This window comes from Mesorhizobium sp. UC74_2 (assembly GCF_042701485.1).
In the GTDB taxonomy this organism is placed as follows: Bacteria; Pseudomonadota; Alphaproteobacteria; order Rhizobiales; family Rhizobiaceae; genus Mesorhizobium.
Genome location: NZ_CP170562.1, coordinates 5,455,724 through 5,469,164, shown reverse-complemented (window position 1 = coordinate 5,469,164; position 13,441 = coordinate 5,455,724). Strand labels below are relative to the sequence as shown.

The 13,441-nt window shown below is 62.6% G+C and carries 12 protein-coding genes; 2 read left to right on the top strand and 10 right to left on the bottom strand.

Translation table 11 applies throughout. The annotated features are described in order from the left end of the window. Positions 1-22 precede the first annotated feature (22 nt). The 6 genes from ACFJIU_RS26590 to ACFJIU_RS26565 all read right to left on the bottom strand — a co-directional run bounded on the left by ACFJIU_RS26590 (position 23) and on the right by ACFJIU_RS26565 (position 6,259). The gene (locus ACFJIU_RS26590) at positions 23-850 is read right to left on the bottom strand and encodes a dipeptide ABC transporter ATP-binding protein (protein WP_379065023.1); all 828 of its coding nucleotides are present in this window, start codon (positions 848-850) and stop codon (positions 23-25) included. Further along, a complete protein-coding gene (locus ACFJIU_RS26585; RefSeq protein ID WP_129412321.1) occupies positions 847-1,698 on the bottom strand; it encodes an ABC transporter ATP-binding protein in 852 nt (283 codons plus the stop codon). Before ACFJIU_RS26585 ends, ACFJIU_RS26590 begins: the two co-directional genes overlap by 4 nt. Before the next feature lies 1 nt (position 1,699). Continuing rightward, positions 1,700-2,617, bottom strand: a complete 918-nt coding sequence (locus tag ACFJIU_RS26580; RefSeq protein WP_129412320.1) for an ABC transporter permease subunit — start codon at positions 2,615-2,617, stop codon at positions 1,700-1,702. Between the two features lies 1 nt (position 2,618). Then, positions 2,619-3,626, bottom strand: coding sequence for an ABC transporter permease subunit (locus tag ACFJIU_RS26575; RefSeq protein WP_379065020.1), 1,008 nt, complete (start codon positions 3,624-3,626; stop codon positions 2,619-2,621). A 65-nt stretch (positions 3,627-3,691) separates the two neighbouring features. Then, complete coding sequence (locus ACFJIU_RS26570; protein ID WP_129412318.1) at positions 3,692-5,284, bottom strand: ABC transporter substrate-binding protein; 1,593 nt, start codon at positions 5,282-5,284, stop codon at positions 3,692-3,694. A gap of 153 nt (positions 5,285-5,437) precedes the next feature. Continuing rightward, positions 5,438-6,259, bottom strand: coding sequence for a hypothetical protein (locus tag ACFJIU_RS26565; RefSeq protein ID WP_379065017.1), 822 nt, complete (start codon positions 6,257-6,259; stop codon positions 5,438-5,440). A gap of 55 nt (positions 6,260-6,314) precedes the next feature. Between ACFJIU_RS26565 and ACFJIU_RS26560 the strand changes: the two genes are divergently transcribed. After that, positions 6,315-7,949, top strand: coding sequence for a long-chain-fatty-acid--CoA ligase (locus tag ACFJIU_RS26560; protein ID WP_379065015.1), 1,635 nt, complete (start codon positions 6,315-6,317; stop codon positions 7,947-7,949). 202 nt (positions 7,950-8,151) lie between these two features. Next, positions 8,152-8,493: a hypothetical protein gene (locus tag ACFJIU_RS26555; protein WP_379065012.1), complete on the top strand. Its 342-nt coding sequence runs from the start codon at positions 8,152-8,154 to the stop codon at positions 8,491-8,493. A gap of 30 nt (positions 8,494-8,523) precedes the next feature. Here ACFJIU_RS26555 and ACFJIU_RS26550 read toward each other — a convergent pair whose 3' ends face one another. From ACFJIU_RS26550 to ACFJIU_RS26535, 4 genes are read right to left on the bottom strand one after another with little or no spacing between them, the layout of a single operon-like run. Then, positions 8,524-9,465 carry a 2-hydroxyacid dehydrogenase gene (locus tag ACFJIU_RS26550; RefSeq protein ID WP_379073231.1) on the bottom strand — a complete coding sequence of 314 codons (942 nt, stop codon included), beginning with the start codon at positions 9,463-9,465 and terminating at the stop codon, positions 8,524-8,526. Between the two features lie 41 nt (positions 9,466-9,506). Next, on the bottom strand, positions 9,507-11,138 hold the full coding sequence (locus tag ACFJIU_RS26545; protein WP_379065010.1) for an ABC transporter ATP-binding protein: 1,632 nt from the start codon (positions 11,136-11,138) through the stop codon (positions 9,507-9,509). Beyond that, the gene (locus ACFJIU_RS26540; RefSeq protein WP_379065008.1) at positions 11,135-12,280 is read right to left on the bottom strand and encodes an ABC transporter permease; all 1,146 of its coding nucleotides are present in this window, start codon (positions 12,278-12,280) and stop codon (positions 11,135-11,137) included. The genes ACFJIU_RS26545 and ACFJIU_RS26540 overlap by 4 nt, the downstream gene beginning before the upstream one ends. Then, positions 12,280-13,386 carry a microcin C ABC transporter permease YejB gene (locus tag ACFJIU_RS26535; protein WP_379065006.1) on the bottom strand — a complete coding sequence of 369 codons (1,107 nt, stop codon included), beginning with the start codon at positions 13,384-13,386 and terminating at the stop codon, positions 12,280-12,282. The genes ACFJIU_RS26540 and ACFJIU_RS26535 overlap by 1 nt, the downstream gene beginning before the upstream one ends. Positions 13,387-13,441: the final 55 nt, after the last annotated feature.

Below are 13,441 nucleotides of genomic sequence, written 5' to 3'. Positions count from 1 at the left end.
GACGAGAGACATGGAAGGCGGCCTAGGCCGCCTTCTTGCGGGCAAGCCTCGCCTTGATGCTGTCGACGTCGGCGCGCGGCGTCGCGGCGAACAGTGTCTTGGTGTAGCTGTGCTGCGGGTTGGCGAAGACCTCGTCACGCGGGCCATATTCGACGGCCTCGCCGAAATACATCACCATGACGTCGTCGGCGATGTAGCGCACCACCGACAGGTCGTGGCTGATGAAGACATATGTCAACTGGAACTCGTCCTGCAGGTCGGCAAGCAGGTTGAGAACCTGTGCCTGCACCGAAAGGTCGAGCGCCGATACGGGCTCATCGAGCACCAGCAGGCTCGGGTTCAGCATCAGTGCACGCGCGATGGCGATGCGCTGCCGCTGGCCACCCGAGAACATGTGCGGATAGCGGTTGTAGTGCTCTGGTCCGAGGCCGACCTTCTTCAGCATCGACATGGCGCGATCGCGGCGTTCGGAAGCTGGAACGTCGGTGTTGATCACCAGCGGCTCGCCCAGTATGTCGCCGATCTTCTGGCGCGGGTTGAGCGAGCCATAAGGGTTCTGGAACACGATCTGCACCTTGCGGCGCATCTCCTTGGAGAGACCGTCCTTGGCGATATCCACCTTCTTGCCGTCGATGAACAGCTCGCCGGCGCTCGGTGCATCGATCAGCGTGATGATGCGCGCAAGGGTCGACTTGCCACAGCCGGATTCACCGACGATGGCCAGCGTCTTGCCCTTCTCGACCGAGAAGGAAACACCCTTCACCGCATGCACCGTGCGCGCCGGCCGGAACATGCCGCCGCCGACATGGTAGTCGCGCTTGATGTCTTTTCCTTCGACGACGACGGTCATGATGCGGCTCCCGAAACGGCGGGCTCGAACAGCATGTCGGAGACGGTCGGCAGCCGGTCGCCGGTGGCGTTGTCCGGCAGGGCCGCAAGCAGCGCGCGCGTATAGTTGCTCTTCGGATTCTCGAACAGCGACAGCACGTCGGCTTCTTCCATCTTCGTGCCCTTGTACTGCACGACGACGCGATCGGCCGTTTCGGCGACCACGCCCATGTTGTGGGTGATCATGATGAGGCCCATGCCGTGTTCGGCCTGCAGCTTCATCAGGAGATCGAGGATCTGCTTCTGGATCGTCACGTCGAGCGCAGTGGTCGGCTCGTCGGCGATCAAAAGCTTCGGGTTGCAGGCGATCGCCATGGCGATCATCACGCGCTGGCACTGGCCGCCCGACATCTGGTGCGGGAAGGAATTGAGCCGCTCCTCCGGTTCGGGAATGCCGACAAGCTTGAACAGCTCGATGGCACGGGCGCGACGCTGGGCCTTGTCCATACCCATATGCACGCGCAGCACTTCCTCGATCTGGTAGCCCGCCGTGAAACACGGATTGAGGCTGGCGATCGGCTCCTGGAAGATCATCGAGATGTCCTTGCCGATGATCTTGCGCCGTTCCGCCGGATCGAGCGCCAGCAGGTCGATGCCGTTGAAGCTCATGCGGTCGGCCTTCACCGTCGCCGAGGGCGGCAGCAGGCCCATCACCGCCAGCATCGACACCGATTTGCCGGAGCCGGATTCGCCGACGATCGCCAGCACCTCGCGCGGCTCGATAGACAGGTCGATGCCTTTCACCGCCATGAACGGTCCGCTCGAGGTGTCGAACGAAACCGTCAGGTTCTTGATCTCTAGCAACGCCATGTCACGACCTCTTCAGCTTGGGGTCGAGCGCATCGCGCAGACCGTCGCCGATCAGGTTGATGGCGAGCACGGTGATCAGGATGGCGAGGCCGGGGAAGGTGACGACCCATGGCGCACGCAGGATGAACTCGCGCGCGGAAGCGAGCATCGTGCCCCATTCCGGCGTCGGCGGCTGCGCACCCATGCCAAGGAAGCCGAGCGCGGCGGCTTCGAGGATGGCGTTGGAGAAGGACATCGTCGCCTGGACGATCAGCGGTGCCACGCAGTTCGGCAGGATCGTCACCACCATCATTCGCCAATGGCTGGCGCCGGCGACCTTGGCCGAGACGACATATTCGCGGTTCTTCTCCGCCATCACCGCGGCGCGGGTCAGGCGCGCGAAGTGCGGCTGCAGCACCAGCGCGATGGCCAGCATGGCGTTGAACAGGCCAGGCCCGAGGATGGCCACCAGCACAAGCGCCAGCAGCAGCGACGGGAAGGCGAGGATGATGTCCATGACGCGCATGATCAGCGTGTCGACCCAGCCGCGGAAATAACCGGCCAGCACGCCCAGCACGATGCCCGAGGACAGCGCGAAGACGACGACGATGAGGCCGATGAACAGCGAGTAGCGCGCGCCGAAGATCAGGCGAGAGAGGATGTCGCGGCCGACTGCGTCGGTGCCCAGGATGAACATCGACTTGCCGCCCTCCTGCCAGGCCGGCGGAGTGAGCAGGGCATCGCGGTATTGTTCATCTGGCATGTGTGGCGCCACCAGCGGCGCGAATATCGCCACCAGGACGAGGAGAGTGAACACCACCAGGCCGATGACAGCGCCGGTGTTCATGGAATAGTAGTGCCAGAATTCGGCGAATGCGCGCTGCTTGGGGCCGGATGGCACGGTGGCGGCGGTGGTCTCGCCTGCGGTTTGATCTGTCATGTCACTGCACCCGTATACGTGGGTTGATGACGGCATAGAGCACGTCGACGACGAGGTTCACGGCCATGACGATGAGGGCGATGATAAGCAGCCCGCTCTGCACGACGGCATAGTCGCGCTTGCCGATGGCGTCGATCATCCACTTGCCGATACCCGGCCAGGAAAAGATCGTCTCGGTCAGGATGGCGCCGGCCATCAGCGTGCCGACCTGCAGGCCGATCGTCGTGATGACCGGGATGAGCGCGTTGCGGAAAGCGTGCAGGCCGATGACGCGACGCGGCGACAGGCCCTTGGCGCGCGCGGTGCGCACATAATCCTCGCCCAGCACCTCGAGCATCGCCGACCGCGTTTGTCGCGCGATGACCGCGAGTGGGATGGTGGCGAGCACGATCGAAGGCAGGATCAGATGGCTTAATGCGGACCAGAAGGCGCCGGGTCGTCCGGAAAGCAGACTGTCGATCAGCATGAAACCGGTGACGGGTTTGAAGAAGAACTGCAGGCCGATGCGGCCGGAGACGGGTGTCCAGCCGAGATAGCCGGAGAAGAAGATGATGAGCAGCAGGCCCCACCAGAAGATCGGCATCGAATAGCCGGTCAGCGCCACGCCCATCGTGGCCTGGTCGAACCAGGAGCCGCGCTTGACGGCAGCGAAGATGCCGGCGGGAATGCCGATCAGGATGGCGATGATCATGGCAACGAGAGCCAGCTCGAGCGTCGCCGGGAACAGCGTCATGAATTCGCCGAAAACCGGCCGCTTGGTGGAAAGCGAGATGCCGAAATCACCGCCGAGAACGCGGACGATGTAGTCGTAGTACTGGACGACATAGGGTCGGTTGAAACCGAAACGTTCGATCAGTTCGGCATAGCGTTCGGGGCTCACGCCGCGCTCGCCAGCCATAGCGAGGATCGGGTCTCCTGGAAGCAGGCGCACAAACGCGAAGGCCGCCAGCGAGATGCCGAAGATGGTTGGCACAATCAGTGCCAGCTTGTGGAGTAGATAGCGGAACATGGGCCTTAATAAAACGGCGGCGCTGAAAGTCCAGCGCCGCCGTTCCCTATTTCGCGTTGAAACGCTTATTCGGTGACGTCAACACCGTCGAAACGGTGAATACCGAGCGGATCCATGGCGAAACCGACGACTTTCTTGTTCATCGGCATGAACACCTTGGAGTGAGCGATCGTCAGCCATGGGGCCTCGCGCTTGAACACTTCCTGGGCCTTCTCGTAGATCTCGGTGCGCTTGGCGACGTCCGTGGTGGCCTTGCCCGCCTGGAGCAGGTCCTCGAACTCCTTGTTGCACCAGATCGCGTAGTTGGACTGGCCGATGGCCGAGCAGCCGAGCAGGAAGAGGAAGTTGTCCGGGTCGCCGTTGTCGCCGGTCCAGCCGAGCTGGAAGGCGCCGTCACGATCCTTGGCCTTGCCGCGTTCGCGATACTCGGTCCACTCGTAGGAAACGATCTCGGCCTTGACGCCAACCTTGGCGTAGTCGGCCTGGATCATTTCGGCGACGCGCTGCGCACCCGGATTGTACGGACGCGACACCGGCATGGCCCAGATCTTCATCGAGAGATCCTTCACGCCCGCGTCGGCCAGCATCTTCTTGGCCGCTTCGGGATCGTAAGGATCGTCCTTGATGTTCTTGTTGTAGGACCACATCGTCGGCGGGATCGGGTTGACGGCCACCTGGCCGGCGCCCTGATAGACCGCGTCGATGATCGCTTGCTTGTTGACGGCCATGTTGAGGGCCTTGCGGACCTCGACCTTGTCGAACGGAGCGACCGTCGTGTTGTAGGCCATGTAGCCGACGTTCAGGCCTTCCTGCTCGGCGACGTTGAGGTTGGTGTCAGCCTTCAGGCCGGCGATATCCGCCGGGGCCGGATAGGACATGATATCGCATTCGCCGGCCTTCAGCTTCTGCGCGCGCACGGCCGCATCCGGCGTGATGGCGAAGATCAGGTCGTCGATCTTCTGGCGGCCGCCGAAATAGCCGTCCCAGGCCTGATAGCGGATGACCGCGTCAACCTGGTAGTCGACGAACTGGTAGGGGCCAGTGCCGACAGGCTTCTGCGAGAACTGCGGCAGGGTGCCGGCCTTCTCGAGCTGGTCGGCGTATTCCTTCGAGACGATCGAGGCGAAGTCCATGCCGAGGTCCGGCAGGAAAGCCACTTCCGGTTTGTTCAGCACGAACTTGACGGTGTGGTCGTCGACAACGACGATTTCCTTCAGCAGGTCCGGGAAGCCCATGCCGGCGAAGTATTCCCAGCCGGTGCCGGCCAGGTAGCTGTACCACGGGCTTTCCTTCTTCCACTGACGCTCGAAGGAGAACTTGACGTCTTCGGCGGTGAGTTCGCGGGTCGGCGTGAACCAGTCGGTCGTCTGGAACTTCACACCCTTGCGCAGCTTGAAGGTGTATTCCTTGCCGTCGTCGGAAACGGTCCAGCTCTCGGCCAGGCCGGGCGAGATGGTGGTCTTGCCGTGGTCGAATTCGACCAGGCGGGAATAGATGGTACGCGATGACGCGTCGAAGTCATTGCCGCCGCTCCACGGCGATGGGTCGAAACCCGCTGGCGACGCTTCCGAGCAGTAAACCAACTGCTTGGCGTTCGCCATCCCACCCATGACGGTTGCGGCCAGCAACGCGGCCGCAAAAGTCAGTTTCGTTTTCATTGAGCACTCCCTGGTGTTCTGCCAAGCCCCTCTAGGCTCGCGAAGCGCGCATATAAGCACCGTTTTTGCGGCATTGGAACTACCTGTCTGTCCCCCATCCTGTTATGGAAATAAAATTCTATAAACCGGCAAATATCTGACAACATTATTGCTTCAACTGCTCATCACGGGAATATGAAGGCCCGTATCTTTCGTTGAAGTGCAAAAACCTCCTACAGCTGTTTGCGACGGAAAAGAACGCGCCCAGCGGGTTGTCGGCACCCTGTTGCAAATTCCGGCCAAGCTGCCGTTGGGGCAAGACTTGCACGCGAACGAATAGTCGCAATACATAGTCGGCAGCAGGGTTTTTCGGCGCGGACAGCGCCAGTCGCACGGCGCAGCAGCCCCCGCCCAAGAGGGGTCGAGCCGACCCATATCGTCGAGGGAGGAACAGGTGGCGAAGGCAACGAAGACAGCAGGTTCGGTCAAGTCAACGGCCAAGGCAAGGGCGCCTGCCGAAACAAAACCTGCGGCGGCAAAGCCGACCCAGGCCAGTACGAAGACGCCGGCCGCCAGCAAGCCGGTCAAACCGGCAGCCGCCAAGGCTGCGCTGGCAACCAAACCTGCTGCAAAGCCAACCGCGGCTGCGACGGCGAAAACCGCCACTGCTGCGGCCGCCAGGGCAACCAAACCAACAGCGCCGGCAACCAAAGCTTCCGCAAAGCCGGCGGCCGCGAAATCCGAAGCTGCAAAAACAGCCTCGTCCTCCGCGAAGGCGGTCGCGTCGAAGCCGGTCGAGAAAGCCAAGCCAGCAAAGCCCGCTGCAACAGCAGCAGCCGAAACAGCCTCGGCTCCCGCCAGGCCGAAGGCCGCAGCGGCCAAGCCTGCAGCGACCGCGAAGCCGACTGCCGCCCAGCCTGCCGCGAAGAAGGCCCCGGCCAAGGCGAGCAAACCGGCCAACACGCCAAAGGCGTCAGCGGCCCTTCCCAAGGCCATTGCTTCACTCGCAGCAGGTCAGCCTGCGAAACCATGGCTTGCCAGCTATGCAAGCGTGGTTCCGGCGGAAATCGCCGGCCTGCCGGCGGAATCCATCGGTGACCTGCTGGTCACGGCCTGCAAGAAGTTCGCATCGCATCCGGCCTATACCTGCATGGACAAGTCGATGACCTATGGCGAGCTGGAGCGGCATTCGACCGCCTTCGCCGCCTATCTGCAATCGAAGGGGCTGGCGAAGGGCGCGCGGGTCGCGATCATGATGCCGAACGTTCTGCAATATCCGGTCGCGATGATGGCGGTGCTGCGGGCGGGCTATACGGTGGTCAACGTCAATCCGCTCTATACCCCGCGCGAACTCGAGCACCAGCTCAAGGATTCCGGCGCGGAAGCGATCATCATCCTGGAGAATTTCGCCACCACGCTGCAGGCCGTCATCGCCCGCACGCCGGTCAAGCATGTCATCGTCGCTTCCATGGGCGATATGCTGGGCGGTCTGAAGGGCATGATCGTCAATCTGGTCGTGCGCAAGGTCAAGAAGCTGGTCCCGGCCTGGTCTTTGCCGGGGCATGTCAAATTCCCTGCAGCTCTGCGTGAAGGGGCGGGCAAGGCCTTCAAGCCGGTCGCCGTCACCCGCAGCGACGTCGCCTTCCTGCAATATACCGGCGGCACCACCGGCATTTCGAAGGGCGCCACCCTGCTGCACAGCAATGTGCTGGCCAATGTCGAGCAGAACCGGCTGTGGCAGGAAACGGCCTTCATCAAACGGGCGCGGCCGGATCGCCTGATCTTCGTGTGCGCGCTGCCGCTCTATCATATCTACGCCCTGACGGTGAATGCGCTGATGGGCATGCAGCAGGGCGCGCAGAACATCCTGATCCCGAACCCGCGCGACATTCCCGGCTTCGTGAAGGAACTTCAGAAATATCCGATCAACGTGTTCCCGGGACTCAACACGCTGTTCAACGCGCTGCTCAACAACGAGGACTTCCGCAAGCTCGACTTCAAGCCGCTGCTTCTGGTCTTCGCCGGCGGCATGGCGGCGCAGCGGCCGGTCGCCGAACGCTGGAAGCAACTCACCGGCGTCAACATCTCGGAGGGCTACGGCCTGTCGGAGACTTCGCCGGTCGCGACGGCGAACCGCTTCGACGCCGATGAGTTCACCGGCACGATCGGCCTGCCGATCCCGTCGACCGAAATCTCCATCCGCGACGAGGACGGCAATCCGGTACCGCTCGGCGAAGTCGGCGAGATCTGCATCAAGGGCCCTCAGGTCATGGCCGGTTACTGGAACCGGCCCGACGAGACCGCCAAGGTGATGACCGACGATGGCTACTTCAAATCCGGCGACATGGGTTTCATGGACGACAAGGGCTACACCAAGATCGTCGACCGCAAGAAGGACATGATCCTGGTCTCCGGCTTCAACGTTTATCCAAACGAGCTCGAGGAAGTCGTCGCCCAGCATCCGGGCGTGCTGGAAGTCGCGGCGATCGGCGTTCCCGACGAGAAGTCCGGCGAGATCCCGAAGCTCTTTGTCGTCAGGAAGGATCCGGATCTCACCGCCGAGGCGCTGCTGGAATATTGCAAGCAGAACCTCACCGGCTACAAGCGGCCGAAATACATCGAGTTCCGCACCGAACTGCCGAAGACCAATGTCGGCAAGATCCTGCGGCGCGAACTGCGCGGATAGGCCCGAGCGGTACAGCTCCGCATTCCAAAGTCTTCCAAGCACGGTTGCGGGTATAGCCGCAGCCGTGCGAAATGGGCGGCCTGACTTTGAGCGTTCCGTTTCTTACGGAAACGCGGAGACGCTCCAAGTTTTGTTTTCGCCCGCATTTTTTGCGACGCCAGGTGGCTCCACCTGGCTGCAAAATGCCTTAGGAGATTCGCCGATGGCGCCGAGATCACCCGCCTTCCTGTTCCTGCTGTTGCTGGCCGGCTGCGCTGGTGATGCTTCGCTGGTGTCGCGCCAGGATGCGGCCGTGCAGACATCGATCCAATACGACAAGATCGAGTGCAAGAAGCTGATCGCCCAGCGCAACGCGGTCGCAGGCACCGGTGGTGTCGCCACCGACGCCAAGCCGGTTTTTGCCGAAACTCCGTTGGGGCTTGGCCCGGTGCTGCCGGATGTCCGTTCGACGAAACAGCGGTCAGCCGACCAGGCCGCTGGCCAGGTCGACGCCATGAACCGCTCGCTGATCAGGCGTCAGTGCATTCCCAAGCCTGCTGCTTGATCCGGTCGCGGCAAGCGCGTGCGGTGGGGCTCAATAGCCTGCCGCGCGGTCGACCGTGTTCTGCAGCGGTTCGCCGCGCTCGAGGGCCGACATCTGCGCAAGCATGATCGGCACGAGGTGATTGGGATCGGATGTCGCCGCCGCATGCGGTGTCACATAGACCTTCGGATGGCTCCACAGCGGGCTGGTCCTGGGCAAAGGCTCGACCTCGAACACGTCAAGGCTCGCTTCCTTCAGGATGCCATCGTCCAGCGCGCGGACGATGTCATCGTCCTTCTGCAGCCGGCCGCGGCCGGCATTGATCAGCACGGCGCCGCCAAGCCCGTTCCTGCGGCGCAGTTCCTTGAGCAGCCCGTAATTGATGATGCCTTGCGTGGTCGTCGTCAGCGGCAGCAGCACCACCAGGATGTCGGTGGCGTTGAGGAAGGGGATCAGGCCATTGTCGCCGGCATAGGTGGTGACGCCTTCCATCGGCCGTACGTTGCGTGACCAGCCATTGACACAGAAGCCAAGGGACAGAAGCACCGAGGCTGCGGCTCTGCCCAACGTGCCAAGTCCCATGATACCGACGGAGATGTCGCTGGCCGGCCGCTGCTGTGGTTCGTGCCACGTCTTCTTCTGCTGCTGGTAGCGATAGAGCGAGCCCTGGCGATGATGGTCGAGCACGCGCCACACCACATATTCCGTCATGTACTGGGTCAGGTTGTCGGCGACGACCTTGACGATCGGGACGTCGGGCAGGCCGGGATCATTGAAGATATGATCGACGCCGGCGCCGATCGAAAAGATGGCGCGCAGGTTCGGCAGGCTGGCAAGCAGGTTGGGCTTGTGCTTCCAGACCACCGCGTAGGCGATCGAAGGATCGTCCTTTCCGGCAGGCTCGGTCACCACTTCGCGCTCGGCGGAAAGCAGCTCGTGCCAGCGCTGCGGATGAAATCCGGTGACCGAGAGCAGGACGCGGCCCTTTTCCAGAACGGACATTCTTCTTTCTTCCCCCGAGGGTTATGGAGCCGCTACTCGCTGACGGCGCCGAGCGGCGCTGTCTCGATGCGGAAAGCGGCCGAGATCAAGGCCCGAGTATACTCGGTCTGCGGCCGCTCGAAAATTTGTTCGGATGGTCCAGCCTCGACGACCTTGCCGTTGCGCATGACGATGACGTCATTGGCAAGGGCCCGGATCACCTTGAGGTCGTGGCTGATGAACAGATAGGCCAGATTGTGCCTGGACTGCAGGTTTCGCAGCAGGTCCACCACCTGTGCCTGCACGCTCATGTCGAGCGCGGAGGTCGGCTCGTCCAGCATGACGAAACGGGGCTTCAGCACCATGGCGCGCGCGATCGCCACACGTTGACGCTGGCCGCCCGAGAATTCGTGCGGATAACGGAAGCGGGTGGAAGGATCGAGCCCGACTTCGGTCAGGACGTCGACGACACGCTGGTCGCGCTCGTCGGCCGTCAGCTTCGGCTCGTGGATCTTCAGCCCCTCCTCGATGATCTCGGCGATCGACATGCGCGGGCTGAGCGATCCGAACGGATCCTGGAAGACGATCTGCAACTCGCTGCGAAGCGGCCGCATGGCGCTGAAAGAGAGTTTGTTGATGTCGCGCCCGTCGAACTGGATCGCACCCGTCGAAGAGATCATGCGCGACAGCGCCAGACCCAGTGTCGTTTTGCCGGAACCGGATTCGCCGACGACGCCCAGCGTCTGGCCGGCACGCACGGTCACGTCGATGCCGTCCACGGCCTTCACGTGGTCGACCACGCGGCGGAAGAAGCCCTGCTTGATCGGGAACCAGACCTTGATGTCGTCGCCGCGCATCACGGCCTTGGCATTCGCATCGGCGGCCGGCGGCCGGCCCTTCGGCTCGGCGGCAAGCAGGTGGCGCGTATAGGCATGTTGCGGGTTGGCGAAGATCTCCTTGGTGGGACCGGTCTCGACGATCTTGCCCTTGGTCATCACGCAGACCCGGTCGGCGATCTTGCGCACGATGCCGAGGTCATGGGTGATGAACAGCATCGACATGCCGTTCTTCGTCTTGAGCTTGGCCAGCAGTTCCAGGATCTGTGCCTGAACCGTCACGTCGAGTGCGGTGGTCGGCTCGTCGGCGATCAGCAGCTCGGGTTCGTTCGCCAGCGCCATGGCGATCATGACGCGCTGGCGTTGGCCGCCGGACAACTGGTGCGGATAGGCGTCGAGCCGCTTTTCCGGTTCCCGGATACCGACTTCGTTGAGCAGTTCGATCGTGCGCTTGCGTGCCTGCGCCTCGCCCATGCCCTGGTGGAGCCGCAGGATTTCGCCGATCTGCCGCTCGATCGTGTGCAGCGGGTTCAGCGATGTCATCGGCTCCTGGAAGATCATGGTGATCTTGTTGCCGCGCACGCTGCGCAGCTGCCGCTCGTCGAGCTTGAGCAGGTCCTGGCCGCCGAACAGGATCTGGCCCGAAGGATGGCTTGCCGGCGGATAGGGCAGGAGCTTGAGCACGGAAAGCGCCGAGACCGACTTGCCGGAGCCGGATTCGCCGACCAGCGCCACCGTCTCGCCCTTGGCGATATCGAAGGAGATATGGTCGACGGCGGTCGAGACCTTGCCGCCCTGCAGGAAGGCAACCGAAAGATCGCGGACGGAGAGAAGAGGCGTCTCGCTCACTTGAAGGTCTTCCTCGGATCGAAGGCGTCGCGGGTGGCTTCGCCGATGAAGATCAGCAGCGACAGCATCACCGAAATGACGACGAAGCCGGACAGGCCGAGCCAGGGTGCGTTGAGGTTGCGCTGCCCCTGTTTCAGCAATTCGCCGAGCGAAGCCGAGCCGGGCGGCAGGCCGAAACCGAGGAAGTCGAGCGACGTCAGCGTCGAGATCGACCCGTTCAGGATGAACGGCAGGAAGGTCAGCGTCGCCACCATCGCGTTGGGCAACAGGTGGCGGAAGATGATCGTGCCGTTCGGCACACCAAGGGCGCGGGCCGCGTTGACATATTCGAAGTTGCGGGCGCGCAGGAACTCCGCCCGCACCACACCGACGAAGGCGACCCAGGAAAACAGCAGCATCAGCCCGAGCAGGATGAAGAAGCCTGGTGGCAGCACGGCGGCGACGATGAGCAGCAGATAAAGCACCGGGATCGCCGACCAGATTTCGATGAAACGCTGGAACAGCAGGTCGGTCCAGCCGCCGAAATAGCCCTGGATCGCGCCGGCGGAAACCCCTATCAGCGCCGAACCCAGCGTCAGGATCAGGCCGAACAGCACGGAAATGCGAAAGCCGTAGATGACGCGTGCCAGCACGTCGCGCGCCTGGTCATCGGTGCCCAGCCAGTTCCAGTTGCCGACGATGCAGTCGGGGTCGGCCGTTTTCTGCGGATATTGCGCGCAGCGCTTTTCGGCATCGTACATCCAGGAAGGCTTGGATGGGGCCGGCTCCGGCACGGCGTTGTTGACCGAGCGGAAGGAATAGCGGATCGGCGGCCAGATCATCCAGCCATTGGCATTGATCTCGTCGCGGATCACCGGGTCGCGATAGTCGGTGACAGCGTAGAAACCACCGAATTTCTCTTCCGGATAGGCGACGAGCACCGGGAACAGGATCTCGCCCTTGTAGGAAGCGATGATCGGCTTGTCGTTGGCGATCAGTTCTGATCCCAGCGACAGCACGAAAAGCACCAGGAAGATCCACAACGACCAGTAGCCGCGGCGGTTGGCCTTGAAATTGGCCCAGCGGCGCTGGTTGAGCGGAGAAACTCTCGGTCGTCCGACAGGTGCAGCGTCGGCGACAGGATTGCCTGCGACATCCGCCATCACACGTCTCTCCGCTCGAAGTCGATGCGCGGATCGATCCAGGTGTAGGTAAGGTCGGAGATCAGGCTGACGAACAGGCCGATCAGCGACATGATGTAGAGATTGGCGAACACGACGGGATAGTCGCGGTCGACCACCGACTTGAAGCCCAGCAGGCCAAGTCCGTCGAGCGAGAAGATGTTCTCGATCAGCAGCGAGCCGGAGAAGAAGGCCGAGATGAACGCGCCGGGGAAACCGGCGATGACGATCAGCATCGCGTTGCGGAAGACGTGGCCGTACAGCACCTGCCGTTCGGACAGGCCCTTGGCGCGCGCCGTCACCACATATTGCTTGCGGATCTCCTCCAGGAAGGAGTTCTTGGTCAGCAGGGTCGAGGTGGCGAAGGCCGACAGCACCATGGCCGTCAGCGGCAGCGCTAGGTGCCAGAAATAGTCGAGGATGCGCTGTGGCCAGGACAGCTGGTCCCAGTTATCGGACGTCAGGCCACGCAGCGGGAACCAGTCCCAGAACGAGCCGCCGGCGAACAGGATCATCAGCAGGATGCCGAACAGGAAGCCGGGAATGGCGTAGCCGATGATGACGATGGCGCTGGTCCAGGTGTCGAAGGAGGAACCGTCCTTCACCGCCTTGCGGATACCGAGCGGGATCGAGATCAGGTAGGAAAGCAGCGTGATCCACAGGCCGATCGAGATCGAAACCGGCATCTTTTCCAGGATCAGGTTCACCACCGAAATGTCGCGGAAGTAGCTGTCGCCGAAGTCGAAGCGCGCATAGTTCCACAGCATCAGCCCGAAGCGCTCGAGCGGCGGCTTGTCGAAGCCGAACTGCTTCTCCAGCTTGGCGATGAATTCGGGATCGAGCCCCTGCGCGCCACGGTACTTGGAGTTGACGTTGCCGGCCGGATCGAAGTTGTTGCCGCCGGCGAGATCGTTGCCGCCACCGCCACCGAGGCGGTCAGAGGCACTGCCGCCCTGGTTGGTCAGCTTGGCGATGACCTGTTCGACCGGACCGCCGGGCGCGAACTGCACCACCACGAAGGAGATCGCCATGATGCCGAACAGCGTCGGGATCATCAGAAGCAGCCGGCGAAGGATATAGGCACCCATCAGGCCACGCCTTCCGGGAGGCAGAGGAGTCGATGCTTATGATGTCGGATGCCAC

Coding starts and splice junctions, on each gene's coding strand:
- ACFJIU_RS26590 (WP_379065023.1), bottom strand. CDS start 850: ATGACCGTCGTCGTCGAAGGAAAAGACATCAAGCGCGACTACCATGTC.
- ACFJIU_RS26585 (WP_129412321.1), bottom strand. CDS start 1,698: ATGGCGTTGCTAGAGATCAAGAACCTGACGGTTTCGTTCGACACCTCG.
- ACFJIU_RS26580 (WP_129412320.1), bottom strand. CDS start 2,617: ATGACAGATCAAACCGCAGGCGAGACCACCGCCGCCACCGTGCCATCC.
- ACFJIU_RS26575 (WP_379065020.1), bottom strand. CDS start 3,626: ATGTTCCGCTATCTACTCCACAAGCTGGCACTGATTGTGCCAACCATC.
- ACFJIU_RS26570 (WP_129412318.1), bottom strand. CDS start 5,284: ATGAAAACGAAACTGACTTTTGCGGCCGCGTTGCTGGCCGCAACCGTC.
- ACFJIU_RS26565 (WP_379065017.1), bottom strand. CDS start 6,259: ATGGCCTTGGGAAGGGCCGCTGACGCCTTTGGCGTGTTGGCCGGTTTG.
- ACFJIU_RS26555 (WP_379065012.1), top strand. CDS start 8,152: ATGGCGCCGAGATCACCCGCCTTCCTGTTCCTGCTGTTGCTGGCCGGC.
- ACFJIU_RS26540 (WP_379065008.1), bottom strand. CDS start 12,280: ATGGCGGATGTCGCAGGCAATCCTGTCGCCGACGCTGCACCTGTCGGA.
- ACFJIU_RS26535 (WP_379065006.1), bottom strand. CDS start 13,386: ATGGGTGCCTATATCCTTCGCCGGCTGCTTCTGATGATCCCGACGCTG.